The organism is Aeromonas sp. R6-1 (assembly GCF_040908165.1).
Classification (GTDB): Bacteria; Pseudomonadota; Gammaproteobacteria; order Enterobacterales; family Aeromonadaceae; genus Aeromonas; species Aeromonas caviae.
The window spans coordinates 16,475-43,150 of record NZ_JBFODF010000024.1; the positions used below are offsets into that span (position 1 = coordinate 16,475).

The 26,676-nt window shown below is 46.0% G+C and carries 27 protein-coding genes and 1 pseudogene; 17 read left to right on the forward strand and 11 right to left on the reverse strand.

The genetic code is table 11. The annotated features are described in order from the left end of the window. Positions 1-126: 126 nt before the first annotated feature. From AB5Y68_RS06020 to AB5Y68_RS06045, 6 genes are read left to right on the forward strand one after another with little or no spacing between them, the layout of a single operon-like run. On the forward strand, positions 127-1,299 hold the full coding sequence (locus AB5Y68_RS06020) for a site-specific integrase (protein ID WP_162624114.1): 1,173 nt from the start codon (positions 127-129) through the stop codon (positions 1,297-1,299). Further along, the gene (locus AB5Y68_RS06025) at positions 1,265-2,803 is read left to right on the forward strand and encodes a site-specific integrase (protein ID WP_235656026.1); all 1,539 of its coding nucleotides are present in this window, start codon (positions 1,265-1,267) and stop codon (positions 2,801-2,803) included. The genes AB5Y68_RS06020 and AB5Y68_RS06025 overlap by 35 nt, the downstream gene beginning before the upstream one ends. Further along, entirely contained in the window at positions 2,800-4,863 is a 2,064-nt protein-coding gene (locus tag AB5Y68_RS06030) for an integrase (RefSeq protein ID WP_235656025.1), read from the forward strand. The genes AB5Y68_RS06025 and AB5Y68_RS06030 overlap by 4 nt, the downstream gene beginning before the upstream one ends. After that, positions 4,860-5,279, forward strand: coding sequence for a hypothetical protein (locus AB5Y68_RS06035; protein WP_058059301.1), 420 nt, complete (start codon positions 4,860-4,862; stop codon positions 5,277-5,279). The genes AB5Y68_RS06030 and AB5Y68_RS06035 overlap by 4 nt, the downstream gene beginning before the upstream one ends. Then, positions 5,276-5,782 carry a hypothetical protein gene (locus AB5Y68_RS06040; protein WP_058059302.1) on the forward strand — a complete coding sequence of 169 codons (507 nt, stop codon included), beginning with the start codon at positions 5,276-5,278 and terminating at the stop codon, positions 5,780-5,782. The genes AB5Y68_RS06035 and AB5Y68_RS06040 overlap by 4 nt, the downstream gene beginning before the upstream one ends. Continuing rightward, the gene (locus AB5Y68_RS06045) at positions 5,779-8,028 is read left to right on the forward strand and encodes an AAA family ATPase (protein WP_113725419.1); all 2,250 of its coding nucleotides are present in this window, start codon (positions 5,779-5,781) and stop codon (positions 8,026-8,028) included. Before AB5Y68_RS06040 ends, AB5Y68_RS06045 begins: the two co-directional genes overlap by 4 nt. Positions 8,029-8,086: 58 nt before the next feature. Here AB5Y68_RS06045 and AB5Y68_RS06050 read toward each other — a convergent pair whose 3' ends face one another. After that, positions 8,087-8,653, reverse strand: coding sequence for a hypothetical protein (locus AB5Y68_RS06050; protein ID WP_111875195.1), 567 nt, complete (start codon positions 8,651-8,653; stop codon positions 8,087-8,089). A 118-nt stretch (positions 8,654-8,771) separates the two neighbouring features. Between AB5Y68_RS06050 and AB5Y68_RS06055 the strand changes: the two genes are divergently transcribed. The 3 genes and pseudogenes from AB5Y68_RS06055 (at position 8,772) to AB5Y68_RS06065 (ending at position 10,638) form a co-directional block, all read left to right on the forward strand. After that, a complete protein-coding gene (locus tag AB5Y68_RS06055; RefSeq protein ID WP_005895552.1) occupies positions 8,772-8,978 on the forward strand; it encodes a helix-turn-helix domain-containing protein in 207 nt (68 codons plus the stop codon). 532 nt (positions 8,979-9,510) lie between these two features. After that, positions 9,511-9,744: pseudogene (locus AB5Y68_RS06060) on the forward strand (DUF4172 domain-containing protein); the annotation flags it as partial. Positions 9,745-9,810: 66 nt separating this feature from the next. After that, entirely contained in the window at positions 9,811-10,638 is an 828-nt protein-coding gene (locus tag AB5Y68_RS06065) for a Fic family protein (protein WP_235656027.1), read from the forward strand. A gap of 681 nt (positions 10,639-11,319) precedes the next feature. On the opposite strand, the gene AB5Y68_RS06070 is transcribed toward AB5Y68_RS06065, so the two are convergent. The 3 genes from AB5Y68_RS06070 to AB5Y68_RS06080 all read right to left on the reverse strand — a co-directional run bounded on the left by AB5Y68_RS06070 (position 11,320) and on the right by AB5Y68_RS06080 (position 12,681). Continuing rightward, positions 11,320-11,727, reverse strand: coding sequence for an H-NS family nucleoid-associated regulatory protein (locus AB5Y68_RS06070; protein WP_111875117.1), 408 nt, complete (start codon positions 11,725-11,727; stop codon positions 11,320-11,322). Positions 11,728-12,069: 342 nt separating this feature from the next. Next, positions 12,070-12,450, reverse strand: a complete 381-nt coding sequence (locus AB5Y68_RS06075) for a hypothetical protein (protein WP_235656277.1) — start codon at positions 12,448-12,450, stop codon at positions 12,070-12,072. Positions 12,451-12,477: 27 nt separating this feature from the next. After that, positions 12,478-12,681, reverse strand: coding sequence for a hypothetical protein (locus AB5Y68_RS06080; RefSeq protein WP_111874286.1), 204 nt, complete (start codon positions 12,679-12,681; stop codon positions 12,478-12,480). 111 nt (positions 12,682-12,792) lie between these two features. Here AB5Y68_RS06080 and AB5Y68_RS06085 point away from each other — a divergent pair, with 111 nt between their 5' ends. After that, on the forward strand, positions 12,793-13,248 hold the full coding sequence (locus tag AB5Y68_RS06085) for an antitoxin Xre/MbcA/ParS toxin-binding domain-containing protein (protein ID WP_111874371.1): 456 nt from the start codon (positions 12,793-12,795) through the stop codon (positions 13,246-13,248). A 474-nt stretch (positions 13,249-13,722) separates the two neighbouring features. On the opposite strand, the gene AB5Y68_RS06090 is transcribed toward AB5Y68_RS06085, so the two are convergent. From AB5Y68_RS06090 to AB5Y68_RS06105, 4 genes are all read right to left on the reverse strand, one after another. Further along, positions 13,723-14,103, reverse strand: a complete 381-nt coding sequence (locus AB5Y68_RS06090) for a diacylglycerol kinase (protein ID WP_039026395.1) — start codon at positions 14,101-14,103, stop codon at positions 13,723-13,725. A gap of 117 nt (positions 14,104-14,220) precedes the next feature. Beyond that, positions 14,221-15,846 (reverse strand): MCR-3-related phosphoethanolamine--lipid A transferase, encoded by a 1,626-nt coding sequence (locus AB5Y68_RS06095; RefSeq protein WP_101531736.1) that lies wholly within the window; start codon positions 15,844-15,846, stop codon positions 14,221-14,223. Between the two features lie 66 nt (positions 15,847-15,912). Continuing rightward, positions 15,913-17,535, reverse strand: coding sequence for a phosphoethanolamine--lipid A transferase MCR-3.18 (locus tag AB5Y68_RS06100; RefSeq protein WP_111273847.1), 1,623 nt, complete (start codon positions 17,533-17,535; stop codon positions 15,913-15,915). Positions 17,536-17,740: 205 nt separating this feature from the next. Beyond that, positions 17,741-18,175, reverse strand: coding sequence for an EamA family transporter (locus tag AB5Y68_RS06105; protein WP_033113892.1), 435 nt, complete (start codon positions 18,173-18,175; stop codon positions 17,741-17,743). A 134-nt stretch (positions 18,176-18,309) separates the two neighbouring features. Between AB5Y68_RS06105 and AB5Y68_RS06110 the strand changes: the two genes are divergently transcribed. The 4 genes from AB5Y68_RS06110 to AB5Y68_RS06125 all read left to right on the forward strand — a co-directional run bounded on the left by AB5Y68_RS06110 (position 18,310) and on the right by AB5Y68_RS06125 (position 22,246). After that, positions 18,310-19,095 (forward strand): membrane protein, encoded by a 786-nt coding sequence (locus tag AB5Y68_RS06110; protein WP_042865977.1) that lies wholly within the window; start codon positions 18,310-18,312, stop codon positions 19,093-19,095. Between the two features lie 115 nt (positions 19,096-19,210). Further along, complete coding sequence (locus AB5Y68_RS06115) at positions 19,211-19,996, forward strand: hypothetical protein (protein ID WP_111874288.1); 786 nt, start codon at positions 19,211-19,213, stop codon at positions 19,994-19,996. A 30-nt stretch (positions 19,997-20,026) separates the two neighbouring features. Further along, complete coding sequence (locus tag AB5Y68_RS06120) at positions 20,027-20,212, forward strand: hypothetical protein (RefSeq protein ID WP_080631783.1); 186 nt, start codon at positions 20,027-20,029, stop codon at positions 20,210-20,212. Between the two features lie 1,263 nt (positions 20,213-21,475). Beyond that, positions 21,476-22,246, forward strand: coding sequence for an ABC transporter substrate-binding protein (locus AB5Y68_RS06125; RefSeq protein WP_039040118.1), 771 nt, complete (start codon positions 21,476-21,478; stop codon positions 22,244-22,246). Positions 22,247-22,292: 46 nt separating this feature from the next. On the opposite strand, the gene AB5Y68_RS06130 is transcribed toward AB5Y68_RS06125, so the two are convergent. Further along, the gene (locus AB5Y68_RS06130; protein WP_010675895.1) at positions 22,293-22,415 is read right to left on the reverse strand and encodes a hypothetical protein; all 123 of its coding nucleotides are present in this window, start codon (positions 22,413-22,415) and stop codon (positions 22,293-22,295) included. 296 nt (positions 22,416-22,711) lie between these two features. On the opposite strand from AB5Y68_RS06130, the gene yjbD reads away from it, so the two are divergent. After that, positions 22,712-22,996: a DUF3811 domain-containing protein gene (yjbD, locus tag AB5Y68_RS06135; protein WP_039040119.1), complete on the forward strand. Its 285-nt coding sequence runs from the start codon at positions 22,712-22,714 to the stop codon at positions 22,994-22,996. A gap of 392 nt (positions 22,997-23,388) precedes the next feature. Beyond that, positions 23,389-23,598, forward strand: a complete 210-nt coding sequence (locus AB5Y68_RS06140) for a cold shock domain-containing protein (protein WP_010675897.1) — start codon at positions 23,389-23,391, stop codon at positions 23,596-23,598. 177 nt (positions 23,599-23,775) lie between these two features. Here AB5Y68_RS06140 and AB5Y68_RS06145 read toward each other — a convergent pair whose 3' ends face one another. Then, the gene (locus AB5Y68_RS06145; protein ID WP_010675898.1) at positions 23,776-25,161 is read right to left on the reverse strand and encodes an ATP-binding protein; all 1,386 of its coding nucleotides are present in this window, start codon (positions 25,159-25,161) and stop codon (positions 23,776-23,778) included. 7 nt (positions 25,162-25,168) lie between these two features. Then, positions 25,169-25,891, reverse strand: a complete 723-nt coding sequence (locus AB5Y68_RS06150; RefSeq protein WP_010675899.1) for a response regulator — start codon at positions 25,889-25,891, stop codon at positions 25,169-25,171. Positions 25,892-26,090: 199 nt separating this feature from the next. Here AB5Y68_RS06150 and AB5Y68_RS06155 point away from each other — a divergent pair, with 199 nt between their 5' ends. Further along, positions 26,091-26,447, forward strand: coding sequence for a hypothetical protein (locus AB5Y68_RS06155; protein WP_010675900.1), 357 nt, complete (start codon positions 26,091-26,093; stop codon positions 26,445-26,447). Positions 26,448-26,676 lie beyond the last annotated feature (229 nt).

A 26,676-nucleotide genomic window follows, 5' to 3' on the forward strand; every position in this document is an offset into this window, starting at 1 on the left:
GATATTTCGGGGTTTTTTCATTTCTAAACATGTAAAGATTGCACATTCTGAAAGCACGGAGTATACATTAGGGATGGGTGTATAAAAGTGTAAAGGAGTGATGCAGTGAAGCTCAGAACGGTCAACATGAAGCAGTACAATGAACGTAAGTATCTAATCGTTGATGAGAACGGACTCCCCATCCCAAGGCTATGTGAGTTCACACTGACACACCTGTATGGTGCGGAAAAAACACAGGAGAATAATGCAAACCACCTAATCCATATCGAACGATGGGCAGCAATGCTAAAAGTAGATCTAGCAGAAATTGTTGCTGACACAGGGTTTGCTGATACGGGCTTATACCAGAGTTTTCTCAAACACCTTGAGCATCACTCATACGATATCAACGGAGCAAGACCCCTCCGGCCAGATATTGTTAGTCCTGATTATTTCAATCAACGCCTTGATCTAGTATTGGTTTACTTTCAATTTTTAGCCGATAAAGCAATTTCCAAGCGCCGTAATACAGATCCTCTATTCCATCAAATACCCAAGATGATGGAAAAACTTCAAGTAAAACTAGCCAAGCTGAGAAGACCAAAGACAGCTCAAGGCCGCGCCCTTGGTTTGTCATTAGTCCAACAAGCAACACTGTATGATGTCATGGAAATGCCAAGTTTGCTTGGCTGGAATAAAGCTACTCAGTTACGTAACAAGCTAATTCTTAGATTACTTTTAGAAACAGGAATTAGGAAAGGTGAACTGCTATCACTTACAACATCAAACTGCCATACGAGCAAGCTGGTACATGGAGTTTACCCATTTATCCTGACACAACAGAATGTCGAGCATAACGATCCTCGTGGTAGATCACCTCGCGAAAAAACAGTTGGCCGGATCATACCTATTTCATTTCCTCTAGCATCACTGATTGATGAATATAAACAGGCCAGAAAATCTCTTGGCGACTCAGCTATGAAGAGCCCTTATCTACTCTTAGCGACAACCAAACCACATAATCCGCTATCAATAGCAGCACTGGATGATGTTTTCTCAAGTATTAAGAATAAGATTTTAGAGTTGTCAGATATCCACCCGCATAAATTAAGACATACCCTCTTTGAAAATCTTGACAGAATGCTCACCAAAATGGGAATTGATGCAGCTCAACAGAAAAAGCTAAAAAATAATGTTGGGGGGTGGACGTATAACTCAGATAGTAGTCTAATATATGAAGCTGGTTCAATAATGGAACAATGCAACTTAGTTCTAAACCAACTTCATGCTGAAATGGAATCACATAGAAAACTATCATAATATGATTGCCGAGGTGCTGGCTATGCCGACAAAAAAATTAGATAAAAACGATATTATGTTGGTACAAATAGACCAGCATCCACGATTTGCTTATGACCCATATCCTGTAAGCCAGTCAGGCCAACAACTGGATTTAACACAAAGTAAAATAGTTTTGGAACCGGAGAGGGAGACCTTATTCTTTGACAAAATCTCTCCCCAACTAAGAGAGCATGCCCGTGCATGGATTTCTTATGCTTGTCATATCTACTCTAACTATGCTCTTTTCTCACATCAACATTGCTGGCGATTAATAAACATCCCTGACGATATTGCAGCAGAAGACATCGCTGAAAAGATGCAAGAGATCTACAGAGAACTTATGAGTTCTGAACGTAGTGCGAGCACTAAATCTATTTTAAGAATGATGTATAAATGGTGCGTTGAAGAAGGTCACCCATACTTTGACGAAGACTTTTATGATTACTACCTAGCCAATATAAAGTTTGGTACAGACGAAGGTAAAGGTCTTGATGTCATTATGGAAATCCCTGACCGTGGCCCACTCACGATCAAGGAAGAACGCATCTTCATCTCCACATTAAACGCCATTTCTCCAGAAACACTAACCACGCATGCATTACAGGGATTGGTGTCACTGAAATGCGCGCAGGTTCTTGGCATGAGAAATATTCAAGTGATGAGGCTGAAGTTCTCTGACTTACAGCTCTCAGACAAAGGTGCATATACACTAAACGTTTTGAGGGCAAAACAAAGAGGGCAGGCCAATAATAATGTATATAAAATTCGCCCCATAACAAAAACACTTGCAAGACTACTATCATTAATGAAAGCACGTTACGAAGATATACTAGGTACAAAAATTACTGATGATTGGCCTGTTATCTCAGAGTACTATAGTGTTAGAGATGAATTAGTTAAGCAGCAAGTAAAGATAACAAAGATGACATACATCACCAATCTGTTCAGAATGGTTGTTGGATTGGACTTCAAGGTAACAAACCGTAGACTTCGTAAAACCTTCTGCTCACGGTTAATCGCCAAAGGCACTCCTATGTCTGTTGTTGCTGAACTAATGGATCATAGTGATTTACAACAACTAGAAGTTTATTATAGACAATCGCATACTGTTGCCAAAAAACTAGATGATGTACTGCGAAGTGAAGCCATGGATATACTCGATACATTTGCAGGTAAAGTTGTCACGCCTGATAATGCCTCTAAGCGAGGACAAGGCATTTTCGCGCCATCGAAAAATTTAAATCTTGTTCAAATTGGTAGCTGCGGTAGCGCGACCCCATGTTCTCTGCAACCCCCACTTTCTTGTTACAACTGCTCTTCTCTAGAAGCCTTTGAAGACGTTGACCATAAGGCAGTTGTAGATACGATGGTAGAGGAAGTAAAAACAGCATTTGGTGATGCTCACGCCATAAATATTCTTCAACATAAAAACTTTTTAGCTGCTCGCAAGTTTGCTGACATGTTTGACAGGGGTGAACTATGAATACCAGTCTACAATTATTACCATCAATTGGTGTAGATGCTGATAGCAATCTGGCTCAATTAGTTCACTTTTACAAAAAAAACACTCCCTTTGCAACATTAGAAGGTTGGGAATGGGATGCCTTTAGCTGGGATGCTAAAGGTATTTGTAAGACTCAAGCTAGAAAATCTGGAAATAATATATCAGTCAATTTTAGTCGAGATAACAATCTAGGTAAAAAAGTTAAATCATCACGTGATGCCATGAAGGCATTTCACAATCTAGATTTATCTGACATAGCTAAATGTCATATTTCAGCCTTGCAAATTGAGAAGTCAAAAGATGTAGGAACACTCAATTTCTATATTGTTGCATATCGGTATTTAGATAATGCGATGCTAAAAAGAAATATTACAACAAGCACTCTGACTACTTATGACTTCAAAGTCGCAGAGGCGGAAGCACACGATAAACTAGAAAGTTCTACCTTTTACCGTATTGGTCAGAGACTAGAATCCATTGCGAAATTCATTAACCAGAAGCGGCTCTCCATCCAAAAAATTGTCTTCAAAAAGACATCTAAACGCGGAGAAACCCATACCGCTAGTGATACAAGAATCGATTTTGAGTCAACTACCAAACGGCATGAGAAGCTACCTACCCATGAAAGTCTCATTGCAGTAGCAACACTTTCTAACTCTAATCTAGAAGGTGATGATGCACTGTTTCAGGCGATGGTAGAAATCATGTTTGCAACGGGTCTGCGATTTGATGAGGTGATCTGCCTGGATGTCGACTGCTTACAGGTTAGGGAGGTTGAGGAGCAAAACGTCTTCACAGGTGAAATGGACATATTATCCATTAATGAGATCCGCTACCGAGCCAAAAAGGGGGCTGGATATCAAACCAAACCAATAACCGAAAGCCTGTTACCAATCTTAAAGAAAGGTCTGACTAGCGCCCTTGAAATATTAGCACCTGTACGTAACACGATTAAATGCGTTGCTAATGGGAAATACGACTTCTTCCCAATTATCACTGAGGATTGTGAGTTGTTTATCACTGATATTTGGGAAAGATTAAACTGGTCATCACGTCCAAGTCTCACTTCCTATCTAAACAGAAGAAATATAAATCTGACGAATAAACGGAATCCAAATACAGGTAAAATTGCTGTCGCATTCCACTCAGCAGACTTAAAGGAAAAAACATTTTCATTAGCGCAGAAGTCTATCGAACAGTTATGGAAACAGATTTCAGCATTAACTGTAGCAAACTCACTGGATAAACTAATATTTGTTACCCAACATCAGCGTCATCATTCTATTAAGAGAGCTGAGCCTTGGGAATTCACAATGATATCATATACTCAAATATATGACTATATAGCGGGTCGTCCCGAGGTGGGTATAAAAAATGTATTTGAACGCAAAAATCTGTGCTATCAAGGTGAACAGATCCGGCTGACATCACACCAATTCCGTCACTTTCTAGACACTATGCTGGAGCTCTCAGATTCAGTAACCCCTATAGAGATTGCTCGATACTTTGGGCGAAAGTATACTCTAGACAACGTAGCCTATGACCACACTAATCCAGCTAAAAGAGTCATGGATAACGCAGACATACTCTTTGCCGCCTCAAATATAACACCAGAGCAAGCAAAAGAGGCATCCGTGATCTTTACACTGGTAGACCGTGATGAGGTTCTTGAAACGATAGAAGACATTGGTACAACACTCATCACTGCAATTGGCTTATGTAAACATGACTATAGTGACTCTCCATGTGGAAAATACTATGCATGCGTCCGTGGATGCTCTGAGTATTATCGTATAAAAGGAAATCAGGAAGAGATCATCCATTTACAAAAACTTCAAGCTGAACAAGAAACTCGAATTAAACATGTTAAAGCAGCAGTTGACGCTGAATATCATGGTTCCAATAACTGGCTACGCTCTCATGAAGAACTATTAAATGGTTGTCGTATAGCCCTCGCCATTGAGCAGGATAATTCAATTTCAGATGGTGAATTAGTGCAAGTTTTCCCTAATGGTAATAATGGGTGCGTTGCAATATGAAAAAAGAACAGAAACAAATTACAGCTGCACTAGAGCAAGACTTCTGCAAACTCATCGTAATCCTAGCTGCCCGCAGTGGGAAGAATAAAGTCACTTGGAAGGAGCTAGAACAGGAGACAGGATTTACTCGGCAAGCATTGTCAAAAAAAGAAGCTATCGTTAAGGCTTATAAAGAAGCCAATCAAAGTAGCAACATATTAGAAGATATTGGCAGGCGTGCAGAAGAAACCCAATCAAAACTTGATAAAATAAAAGAAGAAAATATCAAGTTAAAAAGACTATTAGCTGACTATGATGAGACTTTTGTCCGCTGGTTCGCTAATGCTACAAGTCGTGGTATGTCTATTGAGGAGTTGGAAGCACCGCTCCCACACTCCATGAAGACAAAAGCCAGATTGAAAGATCTTAAAAAATGAATAAAGCATTCAGTATTAGCCATGAACTGGAAGATTTTGAACTTGATAAAATGCATGCCAAGGCGCGTGAAAATCTTGTTAAGGTGGCTAATTTGGTCGGGCCACTTGACCTTGCTGAATGGCAATACTTCATAGAAAATGGCAGTTTAAATGCAACTGCCATAATAAAAGAGATTGGCATATCTCGCTCTAGCTATTACCAAAATAAGTACATTGTTGCGTACCTTAAAAGTAAGGCACAATGGCTAGCTGAGCAGAATACCTTACAGGAACTTCCCTACCAGGCTAGGGATACTTCAAAAGCACCTGCAAAGCGATACAGCCCGCAAGAAAAGAGCATTCAAGAGAAAGACAAAATAATTCGTCAATTACAGCTACGGGTTGCAGAACTTGAATCTCATTTAGAAGGCTTAAAGCAAGAATATAAATCTCTTCAATCAAATTCACATCGAGAACAGCATCGTATGGAATTGCTAGAAATATTTAAGCGGGTGCCTAGATGAATGACTTCGAGCAAGAGAAGTTTTTTCGCATCACGAGACCACCATATTCATCCAGAAAAGGTCGCTCATTTCATGCTGTGCAGATAGATCCTGACACTCTACGTAATTGCAATTACAAGCGCAATTACATCATTCACATAGTTGAAAATAACAGTGATCGCCTGTCACTAATATTAGCGAAGGGTGCATTGGTTAAATTAGCTGTCAAAAAGCAGTATAGTAGACGTGTAGAGCACGGAGGCATTCTCACTGTAATCACCCCTCAATACCTAGATCTAATTAGGCCATCAGGGGAGCAAATCGTAATCATGTTAGGCAGTCACGCCAGATTTAAAGGTGTTGGCCCAGTAAAAGCCCGTACATTATGGTCTACATTTGGTGAGTCCTTATTTGAAATCTTGGACAATGGTGATATTGTAAGCCTGCGTAAGATATTAAGTGAAAACACCGCAAAAAATACTATCGATGCATGGCGTAGCTATATAAATATTGATGCTATGCGTTTCTGCAATGCACATTTGGGATTATCAGTATCCACCTCATTTTTGGTATCAGATTATTATCAACAGGAAACCATAAGTAAGGTAAGCGAAGACCCTTACCGATTATTAGCGTTTGGTGTTGATTTTAATGAATGTGATCGAATCTCAGTGGCTCTAGGCTTTCAATTGGATGCTCCTATTAGGCTCGCAGCAGCAGCCGAGGAGGCATTGTACTGTCACCTTTCTAGCGGGAGTACATTAGCAACACGATATGATCTAGACATATGGCTGAAACAGCTCTTAAATATCCCCAATAATCAAGAGAAAACAGAGTGCTATGTTAATCAAGCATTCGCACTCGCCACATCGTGTGAAAATATCCTTGATGTTGGTGACAATGAATTACAGAGCGCTGGTGCTTTCACCATGGAAGCATATGTTGCTCAGCGATTGGTGAACCTCATCACAAACCCAAGTAAATTATCCATCGATGAAAAAAGGATAAACTTTTATATCAATCAATACGAAAGTAAAAAGTGTTTTAACTTAAACTCTCTTCAAAAAGAAGCTATCTTTGGGGCTATAAAACATCGCTTTTTAATTATTAATGGTGGTGCAGGTGTAGGTAAAACTACATTATTAGATGCGCTTTATTCAGTGTTTCATAAGTTAGATATAATACCAGTACAAGTCGCACTTGCAGGCAAAGCAGCAAAAAGGATGGCAGAGGCAACAAATCAAGAGGCTCATACTATCGCAAGATTTATTAAAAACTTCAATGCTAATAATTATGAAGGCAGACAACTTGTTATTGTTGTCGATGAAAGCTCAATGGTAGACTTGCCTAGTATGTACCGCCTATTGAGATGTGTTCCTAATTCTGCACATGTAATCATGTTAGGCGATATTGGGCAGCTTCCACCTGTAGATTTCGGTCTTGTTTTCCATGAACTAGTGCCAATGCACGATATTCCAAAAATCACATTAACAGAGGTTCGTCGACAAGATAAACACTCAAACATCCCTGCTATTTCAGCTTCTATCCGTAATGGTATTCTTCCAACATTTAGCTACGATGATGTCGTCCATATCGATATCAATGGAGCCAATGCAATTCAAAAGAGAGCAGTCTCATTATATTTAGAAAAACCTGATGAAACACAAATAATTTGCGCTACAACTAAAATGGTTAATGATATCAATAAACGCTGCGTAGCATTGAATAACAGTAAACCATTAAGAGTATTTATAGAAGAAGCAAATCAGTATTTAGATACTGAGTTTAAACTACATGACAAAATAATGTGTTGCTCCAACCTTTACGATCATGACCTGATGAATGGTTCCACAGGATACATTTGCCAAGTTTACAATGTAATGAAAATACTAAAGAATGATGACAACGATGACTCTTTGTCTAGCTTTGGCAAGATCCTGTGGGATGACGGCATAGAGCGAGAGATCTCGTTGGATATAATCAATGCCCTTCGCCACGCTTATGCTATGACGATTCACAAGAGTCAGGGGTCACAGTTTAAGCAAGTCATCATTGTTCTGGATAAGGCCCCAAATATTGATCGAACAATGTGTTATACCGCGATTACACGAGCTGTAGAAAAGGTCTACTTGGTCGGGCCTCTGAATATTCTGAGCCAAGCACTAACACATGAGTCAGCGAGTAAACGAAATGTTGATCTTGGACATAAGGTTAAAGCGTTGCTAATACAAGCAATGGCTGATTCTCCTTTAGCTGCTGATAGATAACGGCTTGAAATTACTAGCCCTTTGATTCTGAGACACGTCTATCGATTCTGGCCGTTCATCAAGAGGCGCTTCTGAACGCAATCAACCCCCTCAAAAGCCTCTCCACGGCCTCCAGCCTGCCCCGCAAATCGCGTCTCTCTGCAACGGTATTGTTGATGGCCCTTTCAATCGCTGGATCCAATATGGAGAAGTCCACTCTTAATTGCTGGTACTCAGCGAGCATTGAATCACATTCCTGCAACCCCTTACGGTAGTGCTGTGCTCTCGCGATCAGTCCTTCCAGAACGGATTCATACGTTTCCGTCTCACTCTCCTTACCCGATCCCGTTACAAGAGCACAAGGCCCAATAAATTCCTCTTTGAAATGCACTTCATCGAACTTGGGAGTCCTGATGAAATGAGAAAAGCGCCTCCCATCATCAACATGCTTCCTTTTTAGAAGTCCCTGATTTACGAGCTTGATCAGATGCCGATAAATGAAGGTATAACGCCGCTTACGTATCTGCGATTCTGCTTTGTCACCAAAAATGGCATTTACAAATCCTATCGCAGTGAAGTCATCCATCTGCAATCGAATGAGTGCGGTGTAGAGCGCGGTTGGTAACCACACGGTCTGGGAGCTCATAAGTAATCCTGGGCCTCGAACGAAAACACTTAGTGGAAATCTAAACTCGTTTGCGGATTATAATCCGTGGTCGTTAGCCAGACAACCAGAGATAGTGCTCGCCAGCGAGAGGCGAGACATGCAAGAGCTAGCAAAAAAATTTGGTGATGCTGTACGTGATAGACGGCTTCAATTGGGCGTATCGCAAGATGCACTCGCATATGCGGCCGAAATTGATAGAAGCTACGTAGGACGAATTGAGCGTGGTGAGGTCAATGTCACCCTGGAAAAGGCTTATCGTCTTGCCAGGGTTATGGGGTGTGACATTCGCGATCTGCTGCCATAGATATATTTGCCAAATAATTATCTCTTCACCCAGATAAAACTAAGGAAGGTGCGAATAAGTCATATGGCACGAGAGCATTTACTGGTAACCCATTGATATTAAATGACTAAAATTTTCATTTTTTGTTCGTGGGATACTTGTTCGCACTTTCCCTAAATTTCCCTATAATTATTCACAGTGATGGCATAGCGAGTACCATCAGGCATATGAGTGAGCAGACCTAAGGGCATCTGCGTGTGCGTGGCTTCATGCAGCGCAAGCTGCAAGCTCCCAAAAAGCATTCGAAACGAAAACGAGCTCCCGCCTTGTCTATCTACTGGTTGCTGTAGCGCCACACAGCAGCAATAAATCCAGTTTTTCATTAGCTCCGGTCTGAGATTTTCAGCCTGGATCTCCATCCTCATCACCAGCTCTACCAGCTCTACCAGCTCTGCTGTTCTGCTGCATGTGTTATATTCGGCTCAAACATTGAGCCGAATGATGGGCTGGGTCGGCTCATTATTGAGACCCTAGCACGTTGGATGAGGAAATAATGGAACCATTTTGGATTTGGCAACAAGCTGATTGGCCCCATTTTCGTTGGCAGGATAGCGAGATATTGCCCAGATTACGGCAGGTTCAACGCAGACAGGGAATTCTAATCGGTAGTCATTCCAGGTTGGGGAACCCCGACCAAACGTTGGACACGTTATTGGCTAACATCATCTCCTCATCCGCTATCGAAGGCGAACGTCTCAATGCCCAATCCGTGCGATCTTCCCTGGCTAGGCGGTTAGGGAGCTCACAAACTCAGTCCTATCCAGTATCAGAGCGCTCAGAGGGGCTCGCGGCCATGATGCTGGATGCCATCGACAACCATGAACAACCACTGACAATTGAACGACTTTACCAATGGCATCGTTGGCTGTTCCCTGTCAACGAATGGTCGGTACAGCCAATGAACGTAGGGCAGTTGCGAGGAGATGAGCCGATGCTGGTTGTCTCTGGGCGTGTTGATCGCCCTACCGTGCATTTTGAGGCACCGCCCAGAGCAACACTGGACGATCAACTGGCCGAGTTCATCCCCTGGTTTAACCAGACTCGGCATGACCCCACGATGGATCCCCTTCTTCGTGCGGCAATCATCCATTTCTGGTTCGTGACCCTGCATCCCGTTGATGATGGTAATGGGCGGCTCACGCGGGCATTGACCGATCTCGCGCTGTCACAGGCTGACAGCCAAAGTATCCGGCTGTATGCCATGTCAGTTGCAATTCTCGAACGGCGGGATCACTACTATCGGGCGCTTGAGTCAGCGCAGAGGGGCCCGCTAGATATTACCTCCTGGATCTGTTGGTTCCTCGACACACTGGATTACGCCATAGAGCTGGCATTACAGGTTATTGATCGTTCTCTTGCCAAGGCTCATTTTTGGTTGCGGCACTGTCATGACAGTCTGAGTCCAGAGCAAACCAAAGTGATTAACCGCCTACTGGATGGCGGCCAACAGGGTTTTGAAAATGGCATCAACGCCAGTCAATATCAAAAAGTCGCCGGAGTCAGCAAGGCGACTGCTACACGCCATCTTGCGCAACTGGTGGATAGGGGGTGCATTGAAAAATTACCTGGTGGCGGACGCAATACACGTTATCAGATCCAGGGCGTCCGCATGAGTGTTTGAAATCTGAGCAAAACGTAGCAAGCACGTGTCGTTGTAAAATTCAGCGAACTGGATCTTGCCATGATTGAACATTAAATAAACTTTTGACTGCGCACTAGGGAAGGTGCTAACAAGTCACTTGGCACAAAAACACACCATTCTAAATTATTGATATTAAATGGCTAAACTTTTTAGTTTTGGCACATAGGGTACTTATTCGCACCTTCCCTAGTTGTTCACATACATTCATCTGGCGTTCATGATCTTGCCCTGTTATCAGATCTGCTTGCACACCGAGGGAGTTTGAACAAGCTTCGCCACAGGGTGTTATTTTCATTTGGTAGATAAAATCTGCGATTAACGTACCAATGACGATCTTTAGTTAAATATTGACACCATGATGAGTACCGTCAGGCATATGAACGAATAAACTTAACCGACAGTCATGGCTCTCAACTGATTTTTTGAGCGACAACAAACTATCGAGAACATCGGGATCTATTGCAGGAACATCACCTGTACCGAGATTTGAAAGCAATTTGGTTATACTGAGACGTACCAGTTGTTATTCGGCAAGAGCCTTGGCTCTCTGGACAACCTCGGGTGATTCGGATGAGATGATGTCCTTTAATGTTCTCCCCATACGGGCTCCTACTAAAAACAGAATGAAAGGCCCACGCAATACTGCATGGGCTATCAGTATTAGATCAGGAAATCTTCCAGCGCTTTACCACCTTCAACAGCTGCCGCGATAGCTTTAGGCATACGACCCTGACCAGTCCAGGTCTTCTCCTGACCATCCTCGGTATAGCGGTATTTTGCTGGACGAGGAGTGCGTTTCGCTTTAGCTGAACCGTCAGCTTTCGCCGGAGCCGCAGTACCAACCAGCTCACTCGGATCTATGCCAGCTTCTTTCAGCAGCTCGGTAAACTCAGCCAGTTTTTGCAGGCGCTCGGCTGACTCAGCTCTGATTTTGCTCTCTTGATGCTCACGTTCGGCATAGATTTCGTCAAATTTGTCTTTAGCCTCGACCAACTGCTCAAAAGAGAGCTCACGCAATGCAGCACGAAGGCTACGGATATTCAGCAGAATTTTCAAAAAATCGTTCATTGATAGCCTCATGTATCACATTTTTATATCTGGAGAATTATCTCTCAATCCCAGCATCAGCTCCACTGTTTTTGGCACCAAGATGATTATAGAAATAGCATTATTCAAAAAGACGTGAGCGATATCGCGTTTGGATCTGCTGAGTGACCTGGCTCTAATCTTCTATGACACTGTGTAGCTAATGGTGGTAGTGAGCGTTGAGACCACCTCACCAGATGAGCCTATGAAGGATCTTGTTCGGCTCACGAAATGAGCCGATAGGACAATATCATTGGCTCACAGAATGAGTCGATGATAGGAAATAGTTCTCTCCACACAACCTCGAATATAGGGGCATACTATTCAGATTATCTCCCTATTAGAATAATCACGCCCAAATGTGTCTGGGTTTGCAGCCTCATAGTCATCGTCAAACATATGTTCCCCGCGATGCATCTCCCTCATTGTTGCGAGTGTACCGAAAAAGCACATTTCACACAGATGCACCAGATAACGCTCACCATCGTGACGGGAACCATAGCCAAAATCCGCCGATAACGAGCCGTATTGATTGGTTCCAAGATTCGTTTTTGTACTACGACCACAGACATCACAGAGGACATCGACAACTTGCTCTGTTGGCACAATTTCTTTTACGAGCATGCAAAGCCCCTTAAGTAATAAGTTATGAACTCTATAATATTCTTCTGTGGTGGATATAGGAATAGCCTGTGCAGGTTGCATATCACAGATATCACCTGTATTGAACAGTTATTTTACATTCTGCTTTTGGATATCTTTGCACTCAAATTTTGGAGGTGTTTTCCAACCTGTAACGCGCCCGCTGCGTTTGTTGATCCTGCGGTATTCATTCCCCAACAGGATTTCCCATTCAGAGCCGTTCTCCGATAGAACCTGAAAAGCAGTCCCCAACTCAATGCCTAAACCTGGTTCAGTACAGACCAACTCGGTCATCAGCCCTCCTCAATGTAGGGGCATTTGGTTGTTAATTTTCCACTCAAAACGACAGTTTGGGATAGGATAGCTCATGAGAGGTCGTGTTTGTACAATGAGGAATGCTACATGATGCCCTATGCAACCTATCATCCTAGTAGTGACGCAGCAGCTACTGCGAACTATCTCCTGGAAGCCCTTGGTATTCCTTGTGACCCACTAGGAGCACATCAATGGATCGTGGCTGGCGTAGCACCGGACATAGTCTATCGTCTTGCGGAATTGATGAAGACGGATGTGGGGACGGTTTGCCAGTGGGCTGATATTGGCCAGAGTACACTGGCCCGCAAGCTCCGGATTGCTGCCCCCTTATCAATATCGCAGGGTGCCAGGGTATACGGAGTGGCGCAGGCCCTCGATGCGGCACTCGTCTTTCACAGGAACGATACCGTCAAGACACTGTCGTGGTTAAACCGCACCGCCTGGGGCCTCGGTGGCGTAGCCCCAGCTAAATTGTTGGCTACACCAATGGGGGTTCAGGCTGTTGTCGATCTAGTGGGACGGATTCGGCATGGGGTGTGCCTATAAATTTAGGCAGCCTGCGGCCTCATCTTTCAGTTCAAAAAAACATCACGATAGTTTTTTTCAAATTTTTTCATTTTAGCCACTTGAAAAATACTGAAAACTGTCCATTTACTAATTATGAGAACAAAAGACTTTTTTAAACATTCCGCTGCTTCGCAGCGAAGATAAACCAGTTTTACTACTTCCCCACATACTATTTTATTAGAAGCGACACTCGCATTAGCATTGCAAACATGTCAAGCGTTTAATACGCAGGTTCAAACCTCATGTTGTCATTACTTAACTAAGTGTCAATTCTCGTATGAGTAGAATCAAGACAGAAAAACAGCCATAATAAAATATGGTTATTTTCGCACCTATGGTGCGGGCTAAACAGACAAAAGTTCCACCTTATAATTAGCATCTATTGTTTTTCATTAAACAGCCACTATTTATGGTGGCTGCCATGAATAATTAAAAATATTATTGATGATAACACTACCACCAGGTTAATAAATTACGCCCTGTCAATGCACCCCACACTATGGCATTCAACATCAGAGCAATGAAGACAGCCGCAGAGCCCATGTCTTTAGCTCGACCAGAAAGCTCATGATGCTCTGACCCTATTCTGTCTACTACTGCTTCAATAGCTGAGTTCAGGATCTCTACAATCACAACCAGCCAACTTATAACCATTAGGAGTAGTATTTGATTTAAACCATCTCCGACAAAAAACGCCAGAGGCATCAACAGCACAATGAGTAGCAGTTCCTGACGAAAAGCCGCTTCATGTCTCCAAGCTGAAGAAAGCCCCTTCATACTATAATTGGTGGCATGAATGATTCGGGTAATTCCAGTTGCACCAGGCTTTGCCATTTTAGCTTCCTCTTTCTGATTTGCCCGTTAAAAATTTCAACCATGAAATACACGGACAATAGTAATAAACCTATTATTTAACAGATGATTGGGGGCCTGAGCCCCCAATAATGTAATTTATTGAACATTACGACATTGACTGAAAATATCTAGACCCTTTTCGTAAACTGATGTTTTGACGTCCCAGATACCCAATACAGATGAGAAAATATTATCGTGTGAGTAACGAGTATCAGCGGCTTTCTGCTGCAAACACGCCATATCAACGCCTTTCTCTTTGGTAAATCCAGGTGACATCCACACCTGCATAGGAACACGGGTCTGATCATCCGGTGCAAACTTGTACGGTGTACCGTGTAGGTAAAGCCCTAATGCTCCCAGTGATTCACCATGATCGGAGACGTAGAGCAACGCGGTGTTGTACTTATCTTCGTAGGTTTTCAACTTGGCAATCATCTCTCCAATCACGAAATCGGTGTAGCGGATGGTGTTGTCATAGGTGTTGGTGAGCTCTTCATCTGTGCAGTTTTCAATATCACTGCGTGGACAGTCAGGGGTGAACTGACGATGAGCATCAGGGTAGCGCTTGTAGTAGGTTGGGCCATGGCTACCTATCAGGTGGAAGCCAACCAGCTTATCCCCTTTCATTTGAGCAATTTCACTATCGAGGTCTTGAAGGACAACCTCGTCATAGCATGTGTTTTTATCGCAGAACTTAGGGTGATCCTTTGGTTCGATTTCGATGTTAGGTACTCGGTCGCAGACGCCTTTGCAGCCTCCATCGTTCTCCTTCCAAAAAATGGAGATCCCCGTTTTTTGCAACACATCTAGCAGGCCCTCGCTATTGCGAGCGCGATTATCATCAAACTCCTTTCTCCCCATATTGGAGAACATGCAGGGGACGGATACAGCGGTTGCTGTCCCGCAGGAGCGGACATCGTTAAAGGAGATCACACCACCAGACTTACTTGTGAATGGGTTGGTATCTTTCTCATAGCCATTCATTGAAAAGTTCTTACCACGAGCAGTCTCACCAACAACCAGGAACATCAATGTTGGTTTGTCCTTTTTCGTAACCCGTGTGGCATCATCACCTAAAGTAACAAAAGGGATGGGCTCTGCCATATAGCGTCTATACAGGTACTTACTGGTGCTATACATGAAGTTAGCTGGAACGATTTCACGATTTAGAGTCTGATTGTTACGACCAATTGATGCGTAATCTTGGTAGTACAAGGCAGCAATTATCCCAACTATTACCAAAGAGAAAAACATAGATAACAATCGCTGGGCGATACCTTTGTACCAGGTAGATGCATACTCAATTTTCACAAAAAATATCAATGCTGCGGGTAACAAACCGGTCAAAATAACCCAGATTATTATTGGAGCGTTAACGTATGCAAAAGCTTCGCTTTGGTTTGTTTCAAATATATTCTGGATCATATCACCATCAAACAACACACGATATTTCATCATGGTGTAACTGGCGATAGAACCTGTAACAAACAGGAATGCAAAGAACGGCTTCATCAGAAAGCGGATCGAGAATGGCATGAAGACGAAGTTTAATGCAGCAACAAGTAGGAATGGGATTGAAACTACAAACCCTATTTTGAAGTGCTCGATGTTAGACAATATGTCATAGAAATGGAGCAGAACGGGCCAGTTCAGCAAAAATGCGAATACCAAAGCCAATAGCAGTACAAATGGAACAACTTTTATTCTGACAGCTGAAAACATAACAATTACCTGTTAAACGTCTATTTCTATAAAAACCACTTCATTAAAATATCAACGATTCGCAACTCAATTATTCCGACATTGCTTAAAGATATCTAATTCTTGTTCGTAGATAGCCGTCTTCACATCCCATATTCCCAGGACAGAAGAAAATATGTTGTCATGAGAATAGCGATTGGCTGCGGCATTTTTCTGCAAACATTCCATATTCATGCCTTTTTCTTTGATGAAACCAGGTGACATCCACACCTGCATAGGAACACGGGTCTGATCATCCGGTGCAAACTTGTACGGTGTACCGTGCAGGTAAAGCCCTAATGCTCCCAGTGATTCACCATGATCGGAGACGTAGAGCAACGCGGTGTTGTACTTATCTTCGTAGGTTTTCAACTTGGCAATCATCTCTGCAATCACGAAATCGGTGTAGCGGATGGTGTTGTCATAGGTGTTGGTGAGCTCTTCATCTGTGCAGTTTTCAATATCACTGCTTGGACAGTCAGGAGTGAACTGACGATGAGCATCAGGGTAGCGTTTGTAGTAGGTTGGGCCATGGCTACCTATCAGGTGGAAGCCAACCAGCTTATCCCCTTTCATTTGAGCAATTTCACTGTCGAGCTCTTGAAGGACAACCTCGTCATAGCATGTGTTTTTATCGCAGAACTTTGGGTAATCCTTCGGTTTGATCTCGATGTTAGGAACTCGGTCGCAGACGCCTTTGCAGCCGCCATCGTTCTCCTTCCAAAAAATGGAGACCCCCGTTTTCTGCAACACATCTAACAAACCCTCGCTATTACGAGCGAGATTATCATCAAACTCCTTTCTCCCCATATTGGAAAACATGCAGGGGACAGATACAGCGGTTGCAGTCCCACACGAACGAACATCATTAAAGGAGATCACGCCACCAGATTTACTGGTAAATGGATTGGTGTCTTTCTCATAGCCATTCATCGAGAAATTTTTACCACGAGCGGTTTCACCAACGACCAGAAACATCAACGTGGGCTTACTTTGATTAGTATCCCGTTTTGCATCATCACCTAAAGTTGTAAATGGGATTGGTTCAGCAAGATAACGATTGTAAACGTATTTAACGGTACTATTAACGAAATTGGCTGGAACAATCTCACGCTGGAGGTTTGAATTGTTGCGCCCCACTGACACATAATCTTGATAGTATAGTGCTGCAATAACCGCAATCACTATAAGTGATGCAAACATCGATAGGGCACGAGTTAGAATCCCTTTGAACCATTTTTCCTCATATTCAATTTCAACAAAGAAAAGTAAAATGGCAGGGATAAAACCAGCAATAGTAACCCATACTATAATTGGTAAGCTTAAATATGCTAACGCCTCATTTTGATTGGTTTCAAAAATATTCTGAATCATGTTTTGATCAAACAAGACTCTATACTTCATCATTGTGTAACTAACGATTGCACTAAGTGCGATAAGAAGTGCAAAAAAAGGCTTTATTAAATACCGTATCGAAAATGGAACAAATACAAAGTTAAGCGCTGCAACAAGCAATATTGGTAATGAAATGGCGAAACCAAACTTAAAATCTTCTAATTTGTAAAGGATTTCGTAAAAATGGAGAACTCCACGCCAGTTCAGCATAAATGCAAAATACAGTGCCAAAAAGAACATAAGCGGAACAATTTTTATTTTTATAAGGGAAGGCATACTTACTCCATTAATAGTCCAACAATCACTTTCTAACGAGACATCTTGTCTTTATGTTGAAAATGAATGGTAACAAAGCTGTACGTGAGCTTAAGCGGCATTTTGTCATTTACTGATAAAAATGCGATCTTAATCACAAATGTCTTATCCGAAATGATACACAGCTAAAATTAAGGAAGTCTTAAGATGCGCTTCGTTCAGCTTTCTATCGCTTGAAAGCCAATAGCAAGACACCGCCAGCGATCATGCCAATGCCCAGCCATTCTCTGACCGATGGTCGTTCACCAAGGAAAGTGAAAGCAAAAATTGCAACCAGGACAAGGCTGAGCTTGTCTACTGGGGCAACCTTAAAAGCCTCACCAATCTTTAGTGCTCGAAAGTAGCAGACCCAAGAAGCGCCTGTTGCTAAACCTGACAGAGTAAGGAAAATCCAAGTTTTTGGTGTTAGACCAAAAGGGTTGGCCCACTTCCCTGTGTAAGCAATAAATGCTGATAAAACAACGATGATCACTCCTGTGCGGATCAAAGTTGCAAGGTCAGAATCAACCCCCTCCACCCCTACCTTCGCAAAAATTGCAGTCAGAGCAGCAAAAATTGCAGACAAGAAAGCCCAGTAGAACCACCCAGTTTGTGAGTCCATTTGACACTCCACAATTCGCTACGCATCAATGTTAAATTTTTTCGCATGGCGCTATCCAGCTTAAGTGTTTCTTAATAAATCCCTGACACTCTTTCATGGACGGCGATTCGTCTAACCAAATGATAGGGTGAACTATGCATAGCAACACCGATAACATCGTAAGCAAGGTGCCAGAAATCACACTGGCCTTTTGGATGATTAAAATTTTAGCAACAACGCTTGGTGAGACAGGCGGTGATGCGTTATCGATGTCGATGGATCTAGGCTACCTAGTGAGTACAGCAATTTTTGCAGTCATTTTTTTTGCTGCTGTCAGTGCTCAGATATCCGCCAAGTCTTATAACCCTACGCTGTATTGGGTCACGATCATCGCAACCACCACGGTGGGTACAACGCTGGCTGACTTTGCAGACCGTTCTTTGGGAATTGGTTATGCAGGTGGTTCGACCATACTCTTCCTTTTGTTACTTGGTTCCTTTGGGGTGTGGTATCGAGCGCAAGGAGAGATATCATCCAGTGTAATTTCGTCACCCAGAACAGAAATGTTCTACTGGATCACCATCATGTTTTCACAAACTCTTGGCACGGCATTGGGTGACTGGACTGCCGATGATGCCGGATTCGGGTATGCAGGGAGTTCCGTTGTATTCGGTGGCATGTTGCTGGCCATAGTCGCAGCCTACTTATGGACTAAGATCTCTCGTACATTCTTGTTTTGGGCTGCCTTTATTATCACACGCCCCCTTGGCGCTGTTGTTGGAGACTTCCTGGATAAGCCATTGAGCAAAGGTGGGTTGGAACTTAGCCGCTATTCCGCCTCAGCTGCATTACTATTAGCAATTGCTGTGCTGGTATTCATATCAAGTACAAGAAGCAAACAAAACAGCACTGTAGCATTGGATTTAGATACTGATAACTAAGTGCATGAAAGTATAGTGTTGGAGCAGTGTCATATGTTACACATGCCTGCTCCAATTATAGTTAGTAAAAATAGATAGTGGTGATTTATAGTAGGCACGATAAATAGGTAATCATATGAATAATATCAATGTATGGGAAAAGGGCTTATTTAATAAGGTTCCAGAAGTAACAATGGCTTTCTGGATTATTAAAATGATGTCCACTACCGTTGGGGAAACGGCAGCTGATTATTTGATTTTTAACATGAGGCTTGGGCTAACAGTTACATCTATTATCATGGGGGGAATTTTAGTCATTACCTTGGTGATGCAACTTCACTCTAATAAATATGTCCCATGGAAGTATTGGTTAGCAGTAGTGCTTGTTAGTATCTTTGGCACTTTGGTCACTGATAACCTAACAGATCAAGTTGGCGTTCCATTGGAAGTTTCAACAATTGTTTTTACAATTATTCTTCTTGCTACATTTTGGCTCTGGCACTCCCAGGAAAAGACTTTATCAATACAGTCTATCGATACACCTAAGCGGGAGTTGTTTTACTGGAGTGCTATATTGGTGACTTTTGCGCTGGGAACCGCTGCGGGTGATTGGGTCTCAGAGGGTATGGATATAGGATACATGAATTCAGTCTTTTTGTTTGGGGGACTCATATTTATCATATATACAGCCTACTTGATTTTAAAAACGAACGTCGTTTTAACCTTTTGGATTATTTATGTTTTAACTCGCCCGCTGGGTGCTTCTATAGGCGATTTGTTGTCACAATCTGAAAAAAATGGTGGGTTTGGATTTGGGGTGACAAGCACTAGCATCGTATTCTTTGTATTTATTTTCGTTCTTGTTTTGTATCAATCATATAAAGTATACATAAGCAATAAAATGAATCAAAATAGTTTATAGAAGATTAATCAAACGTCACTAAGGTAGAAAATGACTAAGATAGATTGGCTTATTAAATTCAGACGTGCAAAAACCTTAAGCACTTTAGATGTGATGTTGGATGCAGCGTTAAGAAAGGTAGAATCCATAACTGATAAATGTGAAGCAATTAAAGGGCATGAACTACGTCAGGATGAACTTGAGCTTGGTAAGCATTGCAGACCGCTGATTAAGTAATGAGCAAATCATTAGCCAGCTTATTTGAAAAAAGGGCGGATCGAATCAATATCAAACAAATGTAAACCTGCCATCAATAGAGCTAAGGAAGGTGCGAATAAGTATCCTATGTGCCAAAACTAAAAAGTTTAGCCATTTAATATCAATAATTTAGAATGGTGTGTTTTTGTGCCAAGTGACTTGTTAGCACCTTCCTTAGGTACACCCGTTATTTCGAAATTTGGGTATAAGGCCCTTATCAATTCGATGGACTCTTGATTTCCTTCTAGCATTAGCAAATCTCTCGCAAGGCTGAATAGAAAAAGATCTACTACAATATTTTCGTAAATAAATATATATTTCTGTTTCCAGGTTTTGATCTTCATCAAGATTCAATTAGAACTAACATCTGGACTCATTTTTTCACTTGACTATTGTTTGAACTATCACTGTCTTACCTCAGGGGCGACATTGCTCCGATCGTGTGTACCAATCCCGTAGGCCATGACTTTATTCTGGAGGTATGCCTGATGGTGAAGCCATGTAGTGGGGTGATTACAGCGGCAGTTATGCGGTAGGGGCTTATTTGAGCTGTAACCCTGGCACCAGTCTGTGACTTTCCAGCCCATACAGTCATAGGTCATTCCGCTAGCCGATGACGTTATCTCATACGTTCACCTGCTATTCGGTTCAGCTCGGTGTCTTCGACCAGCTCCTGGTAGCAGACAAAGATATAGGGTGACAAGCAGTTGAAGGCGGGGTAGTTACCGTTCAGGATGGCAACATCAGACCCGTTACCCTTTTTCAGGAAACGCCCCATAGGGAGGCGAACAATGAAGCCAAAAACCACCTTCGATTTTCAACATCACAGCCCCGAGACATCAGAACTGGTGTAGTATGACCTCTATAAGCAGAGGAAGACGTTCGACAAGTTGTGTAAACTTTTTTATCGTAAATGTATCAGATGTTGACACGAACAGCATTAATGATAGGTTTAATGCGATTTAAGAGCATGTGGGTGAGATAGCAAGATGGATGGAAACAGTGTTTACTAGGCTTGCACTCAACCAACTCACACACACAGTGGCAGTTACACTGAAAAGTTCCTGCCCTTCCGTTCTGATCCCCTGCGGCAGGCCCTGATTCATCAGGGCCTTTTTTTACCTGTTTCTGACGCATTCACCTCCCCCGACGACCATGTTGCTGCCACTTTCCCCCGCTTTACGTCCCCTTCGTCCAGGCTTGTGGCTATCATCGAGACGATTTCTCCCTTCGGGAACCTGCATGAACCACTTGAGCCGTCTGCTGTGCTTCGCCCTGCTGATGTTCGGCGGCCACCTTGCTGCGGAGCCGCTGCGGGTGGGAGTCAGCTTTGCCATTCCTCCCTATGTCATCAGCCACGAAGACAGGGGCATTGAACTCGATCTCATGCGAGAGGCCTTCGCAGGCAGCCCCCATGAGCTGCAGGTCGTCTATCTTCCCCTGGAGCGCACCTTCAGGATGCTGGAGGAAGGCAAGCTGGACGCCATCATCAACGTCAAACCCGGCATGCTGGAAAGCGCCTACCTCTCACAGCCGGTGATCACCTTCCACAACCGGGTCTTCACCCTGGCGCCGACGGCAGTCCACACCATGAAGGATTTGCAGACCCTGCGAGTCAGTGCCTTCCAGCGTGCACGACAGATCCTGGGAACGACCTTCTCCGACATCGTCGACCAGAATCCCCGTTATGAAGAGGTGGCGAGGCAGGAGGGACAGGTACAGCGGCTCCTGCTCGGGCGCACCGATGCCGTGATCCTGGAACAGCGGGTGTTCTACTACTATCTGGCGCAGTTGCTCGGGGATGACCAGGAGGGCGACCGCTATCCCAAGAACAGGGTCAGACAGCACGACCTCTTCCCCCCGACTCACTACCACTTCGCCTTTCGCGAGGCGGGCCACCGGCAATGGTTCGACAGACAGCTCGCCAAGATGAAGGCGGACGGGCGCTATGAGCGGATCTTTGCCGCCTATGGCACCACCTCTACTGCCGGAGACAAAAAAGCCAGCCCATGATGGACTGGCTTGATACCGGCTCCAGGGAGCCGCAGTGGATGGAGCGTTACTTCATCGCGCTGCCGTTTTTCAGCTCTGCTTTCTGACGTTTGGCTTCGCGTTTCTCTTTCAGTGACATCTGCGGTTTTTTCTTGGCATCTTTGCCGTGATGCTGTTCTTTGTTGCTCATCATCAGACTCCAAAAAGGTTACCTGGACAGTTGGAACGGGTGTTCCAGCATGTCAGCCGAATCGTGGATTTCAGTACGCCAACAGTGACGATCGGGGATCGCACTGGCCTCAGCATACCCCCAATCTTCCGCCGGGATCCAGCCTCCCGGCAGCGCCTGTCAGCCAGGCGTTCCCGTCGCGTGCTCCCCCGGGAAATGACGACCGGGCGACACTTTTGGCATCCGGGGACGGATGGTCAGCCTGTCTCCGATGGATGTGTGTTAGGGTGGGCATTCAACGATCGCAGGAGCGCGTCATGAAGAAGCTGGAAATGAAGGATCTGACCGAGGCCGAGAAAGCCGAGATTGCCCTGCTGGTGCAAAAGGCCCAGGCCAATGCCGATCACACCCTGACCAACGGGGAGCGCAACAAGATCCGCGAAGCAGGACGCCAGAAGATCGCCGCCGATCGCGCCCAGGCCGCCAAGGCGGCTTCCGCACTGGCGCGGGAGAAAGCCAAGGAGCGAGCCAGTGCCCAAGTACTGCCCGACACCTTCAGCTGGTCCGATTCCGTCAGCAACAAATACCGTGGCAGACGGTAACGGCAGCATGAACGCACGCAGATGACGCTGCTGCAAAAAAGGGGGCTGGCAGAGCGTCATGTCATCTCCCTGAAAAGGGCAGCAGGAGGCGCCTGGCAGCTGATGCACACCCGGATAAAACCCCGATCCAGTCATCACTGACTGAAACGAATACCAAGATAAAGATTGCCATGACAGGGTGTGCGTGTTCTAATCGTTTTCGATGGTTCGGTAGTTCAGACCTGATTATGTTAGGCAGTCATCTTAAAGCAGTGATTTGTGCAGGCAGTTATCCCCGATAATTCTTGCCAGATAATTCTCCTTCTTTAGTGCTCCCCATACGTATTTCTGACGAAAAATCATGGATTGCCGCTCCGGTGGCGTTTCACTAATCACTACTCAAGGAAATTATCATGTCCAAAATGACTGGTACCGTAAAATTCTTCAACGCCGAGAAAGGCTTCGGTTTCATCTCCCCGGCTGACGGCAGCAAAGACGTGTTCGTTCACTTCTCCGCCATCCAGTCCAACGGTTTCAAAACCCTGGAAGAAGGTCAGCGCGTTGAGTTCACCATCGAGCAAGGCCAGAAAGGCCCGGCTGCTGCGAACGTCGTTCCGCAGTAATTCAAGCCGGAGCACCTTCCCCTCTTTGGGCAAGGGCCTCAGCAAGAATTGAAAAAACCCGCTTCGGCGGGTTTTTTGTTGCCCGTTTCCGGGTGACCGGCGTGTTGCCCTGCTTCCCTTTCGCCACGGGGAGCAAAAAGGGCACCCTGGTGGTGCCCCATTTCCTGGTCAGGTTCCTTACAGGGGCAGGCTGATCCGCGCCTCCAGCCCCCCCTCCTGGCGATTGTGAAGGCTGAGCTCACCGCCGTGCTGGTGCACCAGGGTGCGGGCGATGGCGAGCCCCAGTCCCACGCTGCCAGACTCGGTGTTGCGGGCTTCATCCAGGCGCACGAAGGGCTTGAACACCTCCTCCAACTGGCTCTCCGCAATCCCCGGCCCCTGATCGCGAACCAGGATCAGCAACTCGCCGTCACCGCGCACCAGAGAGACCTCGGCCCCCCCTGCGTACTTGATGGCGTTGCCGATGAGGTTTTGCAGCACCCGGCGCAGGGTGTTGGCGCGGCAGGCGTAAACCTGTTTACCCTCGGCCAGGCAGGTGACGGGCTGGCCCATGTCGGCATAGTCGTCACACAGGCTCTCCAGCAGGCTGACCAGATCCAGCTCCCGGGTCGCCTCCTGCTGCCCCTCCTCCCGGGCAAAGCTCAGGGTCGCCGCCAGCATCTGCTCCATCTGCTGCAGGGTCTGCTGGAAGCGCTCCTTGTCCTCCCCGTCCGCCAGAAACTCGCTGCGCAGCCGCAGGCTGGTGATGGGGGTGCGCAGGTCGTGGGAGATGGCGGCCAGCATCCGGGTTCTGTCCTGCACGAAGCGATCGAGCCGGGTGTGCATCCGGTTGAAGGCCTGGATGGACTCGCGGATCTCGGTGGGCCCCTCCTCGCGCAGGGGCTCGATGTCCTCACCACGCCCCAGCCTGTCGGCGTTGGCCGCCAGTTGCTTGAGGGGACGGGTCGCCCGGCGGAACAGCCAGATCATCAGGCCGATCACCAGGCTCGCCACCAGCAGCAGGTTGAGGGTCGTCTGCCAGGACCAGCTCGCCGTCTCCTTGTCCACCAGGGAGCTGAACTGGAGCCAGCCGCCGTTGGGCAGTTCGATGGAGCCGTAGAGCCGCATGTCCTGGGGCGGCGGCATGCCGTTGCGATCCTTCATCATGCGGTTGTGGTGCTGCCAGGCCCGGCTGCGCTGGATGTCCTGCTTCAGCTCGGCGCTGATCTCCACCGCCAGGGAGGATGGATAGCCGAGCTTGGCCCGCACCAGCTTCTCGAAGCGGGGGCTGCGGTTGTCCGGCTGCAACGGCTCGTCGGCCAGACGCAGCAGCAGGGTCTCGCTGCGGCTCGCCTTGAGGATCTCATGATAGAGGGAAGGAGGGGAGAGGGAGAGCAGGCGCACCACGGAGATGATGCGCTGCATGGCGTTGCGGCTGTTGACGTAACCGAGGGCCTCCTCCCTGTCCGAGCGGTAGATCTGGATACTGAGCAGCTGGATCAGCACCAGCCCCGCCAGGGCCACCAGCACTATCTGGCCGGTCAACCCCTTGGGCAGCAGCCTGGCGAAGACGCGCTTGATCATGTCGGCCTCACTCCTGGGTCACGTCGGCGGCGAACAGGTAACCGCCACCCCAGATGGTCTTGATGAGCTCGGGATTCTTGGGATCCCGCTCCAGCTTGCGCCGCAGTCGGCTCACCAGGGTATCGATGGCGCGATCGAAGGCCACCGCCTCCCGGCCACGGGCCAGATCCAGCAACTGATCCCGGCTCAGCACCCGCTGGGGCCGCTCCAGAAACACCTTGAGCAGATCGAACTCGGCGGTGGAGAGGCTCATCCCCACCCCCTCCTCGTCCACCAGCTCACGGCGATTGACGTCGAGCAGCCAGCGATCGAAGCGCAGATCCCGGGTCAAGGTCTCCGGCACGGGCAGGCTCTCTGCCTGGGTACGGCGCATCACCGCCTTGATGCGGGCCAGCAGCTCCCGCGGGTTGAACGGCTTGGAGAGGTAGTCGTCCGCCCCCATCTCCAGGCCGATGATGCGGTCCGTCTCCTCCCCCATGGCGGTCAGCATGATGATCGGCAGACGGGATTTGACCCTGAGCTCGCGGCACAGGGTGAGGCCATCCTCCCCCGGCATCATCAGATCCAGCACCAGCAGGTCGAACTCCCGCTCATCCAGCAGCCGCTTCATCTCCTTGCCATCGCGGGCGCAACTGACGCGCATGCCATGCTGCTCCAGAAAGCGCTTGAGCAGATCGCGGATCTCGCTGTGGTCATCGACCACCAGAATATGAGGGCTGCCTTGGTTCATCATCATCTCTCCGTTATCGGGCTGGGGCGATTATACGAAAATCAACCGGGCGGGTTGTGTCAAAGTGTGCCAGCACGCCTCTGTGCCACACTCTGCTACAAAATAGGCTTCTACTGGCAAATTTCAGACACTTCCACGGTGTTTACTGGATACCAAGGCGAAAGAGCCTCTACCCGTACACATCCGACAGGAGTTACCCATGAAAAAGCTGACCAAGACCCTGCTGACCGCCACCCTGATCCTCGGCCTGCCGCTGGGCGCCTATGCCGCCAGCGAGGCGGTCTCCACCGCACAACCGACCCAGGCCACGGCGACCGGTTGCCCCATGGACGGTACCGGCATGATGGGCGGCAAACATCATGGCGGCCGCCACGACAAGATGGCCCGCATGAAGAACATGACCCCGGAACAGATCCAGGCCCATCTGCAACAGCGCTACGACAAGATTGAAGATCCGGCCAAGAAGGCGGAGTTCGTGAAGAACCTTGGTCTGCGTGCAGACGGCATGATCAAGCACGCCGAGGTGATGAAGCAGTTCGCAGAAGCAAACCAGTAAATCGAAGTAATGAAGCCGTTTGCCGAAGCAGACCAGTAAGTCGAGATGATCAAGCAGTTCGCAGAAGCAAACCAGTAAATCGAAGTGATGAAGCCGTTTGCCGAAGCAGACCAGTAAGTCGAGATGATCAAGCTGTTCGCAGAAGCAAACCAGTAAGTCGACGTAATGAAGCGGTTTGCCGAAGCAGACCCGTGAGCCGGCGGGGCCCTGCCCCGACACCGGCGAAAAC

Coding starts and splice junctions, on each gene's coding strand:
- AB5Y68_RS06020 (WP_162624114.1), top strand. CDS start 127: ATGAAGCAGTACAATGAACGTAAGTATCTAATCGTTGATGAGAACGGA.
- AB5Y68_RS06025 (WP_235656026.1), top strand. CDS start 1,265: ATGCTGAAATGGAATCACATAGAAAACTATCATAATATGATTGCCGAG.
- AB5Y68_RS06030 (WP_235656025.1), top strand. CDS start 2,800: ATGAATACCAGTCTACAATTATTACCATCAATTGGTGTAGATGCTGAT.
- AB5Y68_RS06035 (WP_058059301.1), top strand. CDS start 4,860: ATGAAAAAAGAACAGAAACAAATTACAGCTGCACTAGAGCAAGACTTC.
- AB5Y68_RS06040 (WP_058059302.1), top strand. CDS start 5,276: ATGAATAAAGCATTCAGTATTAGCCATGAACTGGAAGATTTTGAACTT.
- AB5Y68_RS06045 (WP_113725419.1), top strand. CDS start 5,779: ATGAATGACTTCGAGCAAGAGAAGTTTTTTCGCATCACGAGACCACCA.
- AB5Y68_RS06050 (WP_111875195.1), bottom strand. CDS start 8,653: ATGAGCTCCCAGACCGTGTGGTTACCAACCGCGCTCTACACCGCACTC.
- AB5Y68_RS06055 (WP_005895552.1), top strand. CDS start 8,772: ATGCAAGAGCTAGCAAAAAAATTTGGTGATGCTGTACGTGATAGACGG.
- AB5Y68_RS06065 (WP_235656027.1), top strand. CDS start 9,811: ATGATGCTGGATGCCATCGACAACCATGAACAACCACTGACAATTGAA.
- AB5Y68_RS06070 (WP_111875117.1), bottom strand. CDS start 11,727: ATGAACGATTTTTTGAAAATTCTGCTGAATATCCGTAGCCTTCGTGCT.
- AB5Y68_RS06075 (WP_235656277.1), bottom strand. CDS start 12,450: ATGCAACCTGCACAGGCTATTCCTATATCCACCACAGAAGAATATTAT.
- AB5Y68_RS06080 (WP_111874286.1), bottom strand. CDS start 12,681: ATGACCGAGTTGGTCTGTACTGAACCAGGTTTAGGCATTGAGTTGGGG.
- AB5Y68_RS06085 (WP_111874371.1), top strand. CDS start 12,793: ATGCCCTATGCAACCTATCATCCTAGTAGTGACGCAGCAGCTACTGCG.
- AB5Y68_RS06090 (WP_039026395.1), bottom strand. CDS start 14,103: ATGGCAAAGCCTGGTGCAACTGGAATTACCCGAATCATTCATGCCACC.
- AB5Y68_RS06095 (WP_101531736.1), bottom strand. CDS start 15,846: ATGTTTTCAGCTGTCAGAATAAAAGTTGTTCCATTTGTACTGCTATTG.
- AB5Y68_RS06100 (WP_111273847.1), bottom strand. CDS start 17,535: ATGCCTTCCCTTATAAAAATAAAAATTGTTCCGCTTATGTTCTTTTTG.
- AB5Y68_RS06105 (WP_033113892.1), bottom strand. CDS start 18,175: ATGGACTCACAAACTGGGTGGTTCTACTGGGCTTTCTTGTCTGCAATT.
- AB5Y68_RS06110 (WP_042865977.1), top strand. CDS start 18,310: ATGCATAGCAACACCGATAACATCGTAAGCAAGGTGCCAGAAATCACA.
- AB5Y68_RS06115 (WP_111874288.1), top strand. CDS start 19,211: ATGAATAATATCAATGTATGGGAAAAGGGCTTATTTAATAAGGTTCCA.
- AB5Y68_RS06120 (WP_080631783.1), top strand. CDS start 20,027: ATGACTAAGATAGATTGGCTTATTAAATTCAGACGTGCAAAAACCTTA.
- AB5Y68_RS06125 (WP_039040118.1), top strand. CDS start 21,476: ATGAACCACTTGAGCCGTCTGCTGTGCTTCGCCCTGCTGATGTTCGGC.
- AB5Y68_RS06130 (WP_010675895.1), bottom strand. CDS start 22,415: ATGAGCAACAAAGAACAGCATCACGGCAAAGATGCCAAGAAAAAACCG.
- yjbD (WP_039040119.1), top strand. CDS start 22,712: ATGAAGAAGCTGGAAATGAAGGATCTGACCGAGGCCGAGAAAGCCGAG.
- AB5Y68_RS06140 (WP_010675897.1), top strand. CDS start 23,389: ATGTCCAAAATGACTGGTACCGTAAAATTCTTCAACGCCGAGAAAGGC.
- AB5Y68_RS06145 (WP_010675898.1), bottom strand. CDS start 25,161: ATGATCAAGCGCGTCTTCGCCAGGCTGCTGCCCAAGGGGTTGACCGGC.
- AB5Y68_RS06150 (WP_010675899.1), bottom strand. CDS start 25,891: ATGAACCAAGGCAGCCCTCATATTCTGGTGGTCGATGACCACAGCGAG.
- AB5Y68_RS06155 (WP_010675900.1), top strand. CDS start 26,091: ATGAAAAAGCTGACCAAGACCCTGCTGACCGCCACCCTGATCCTCGGC.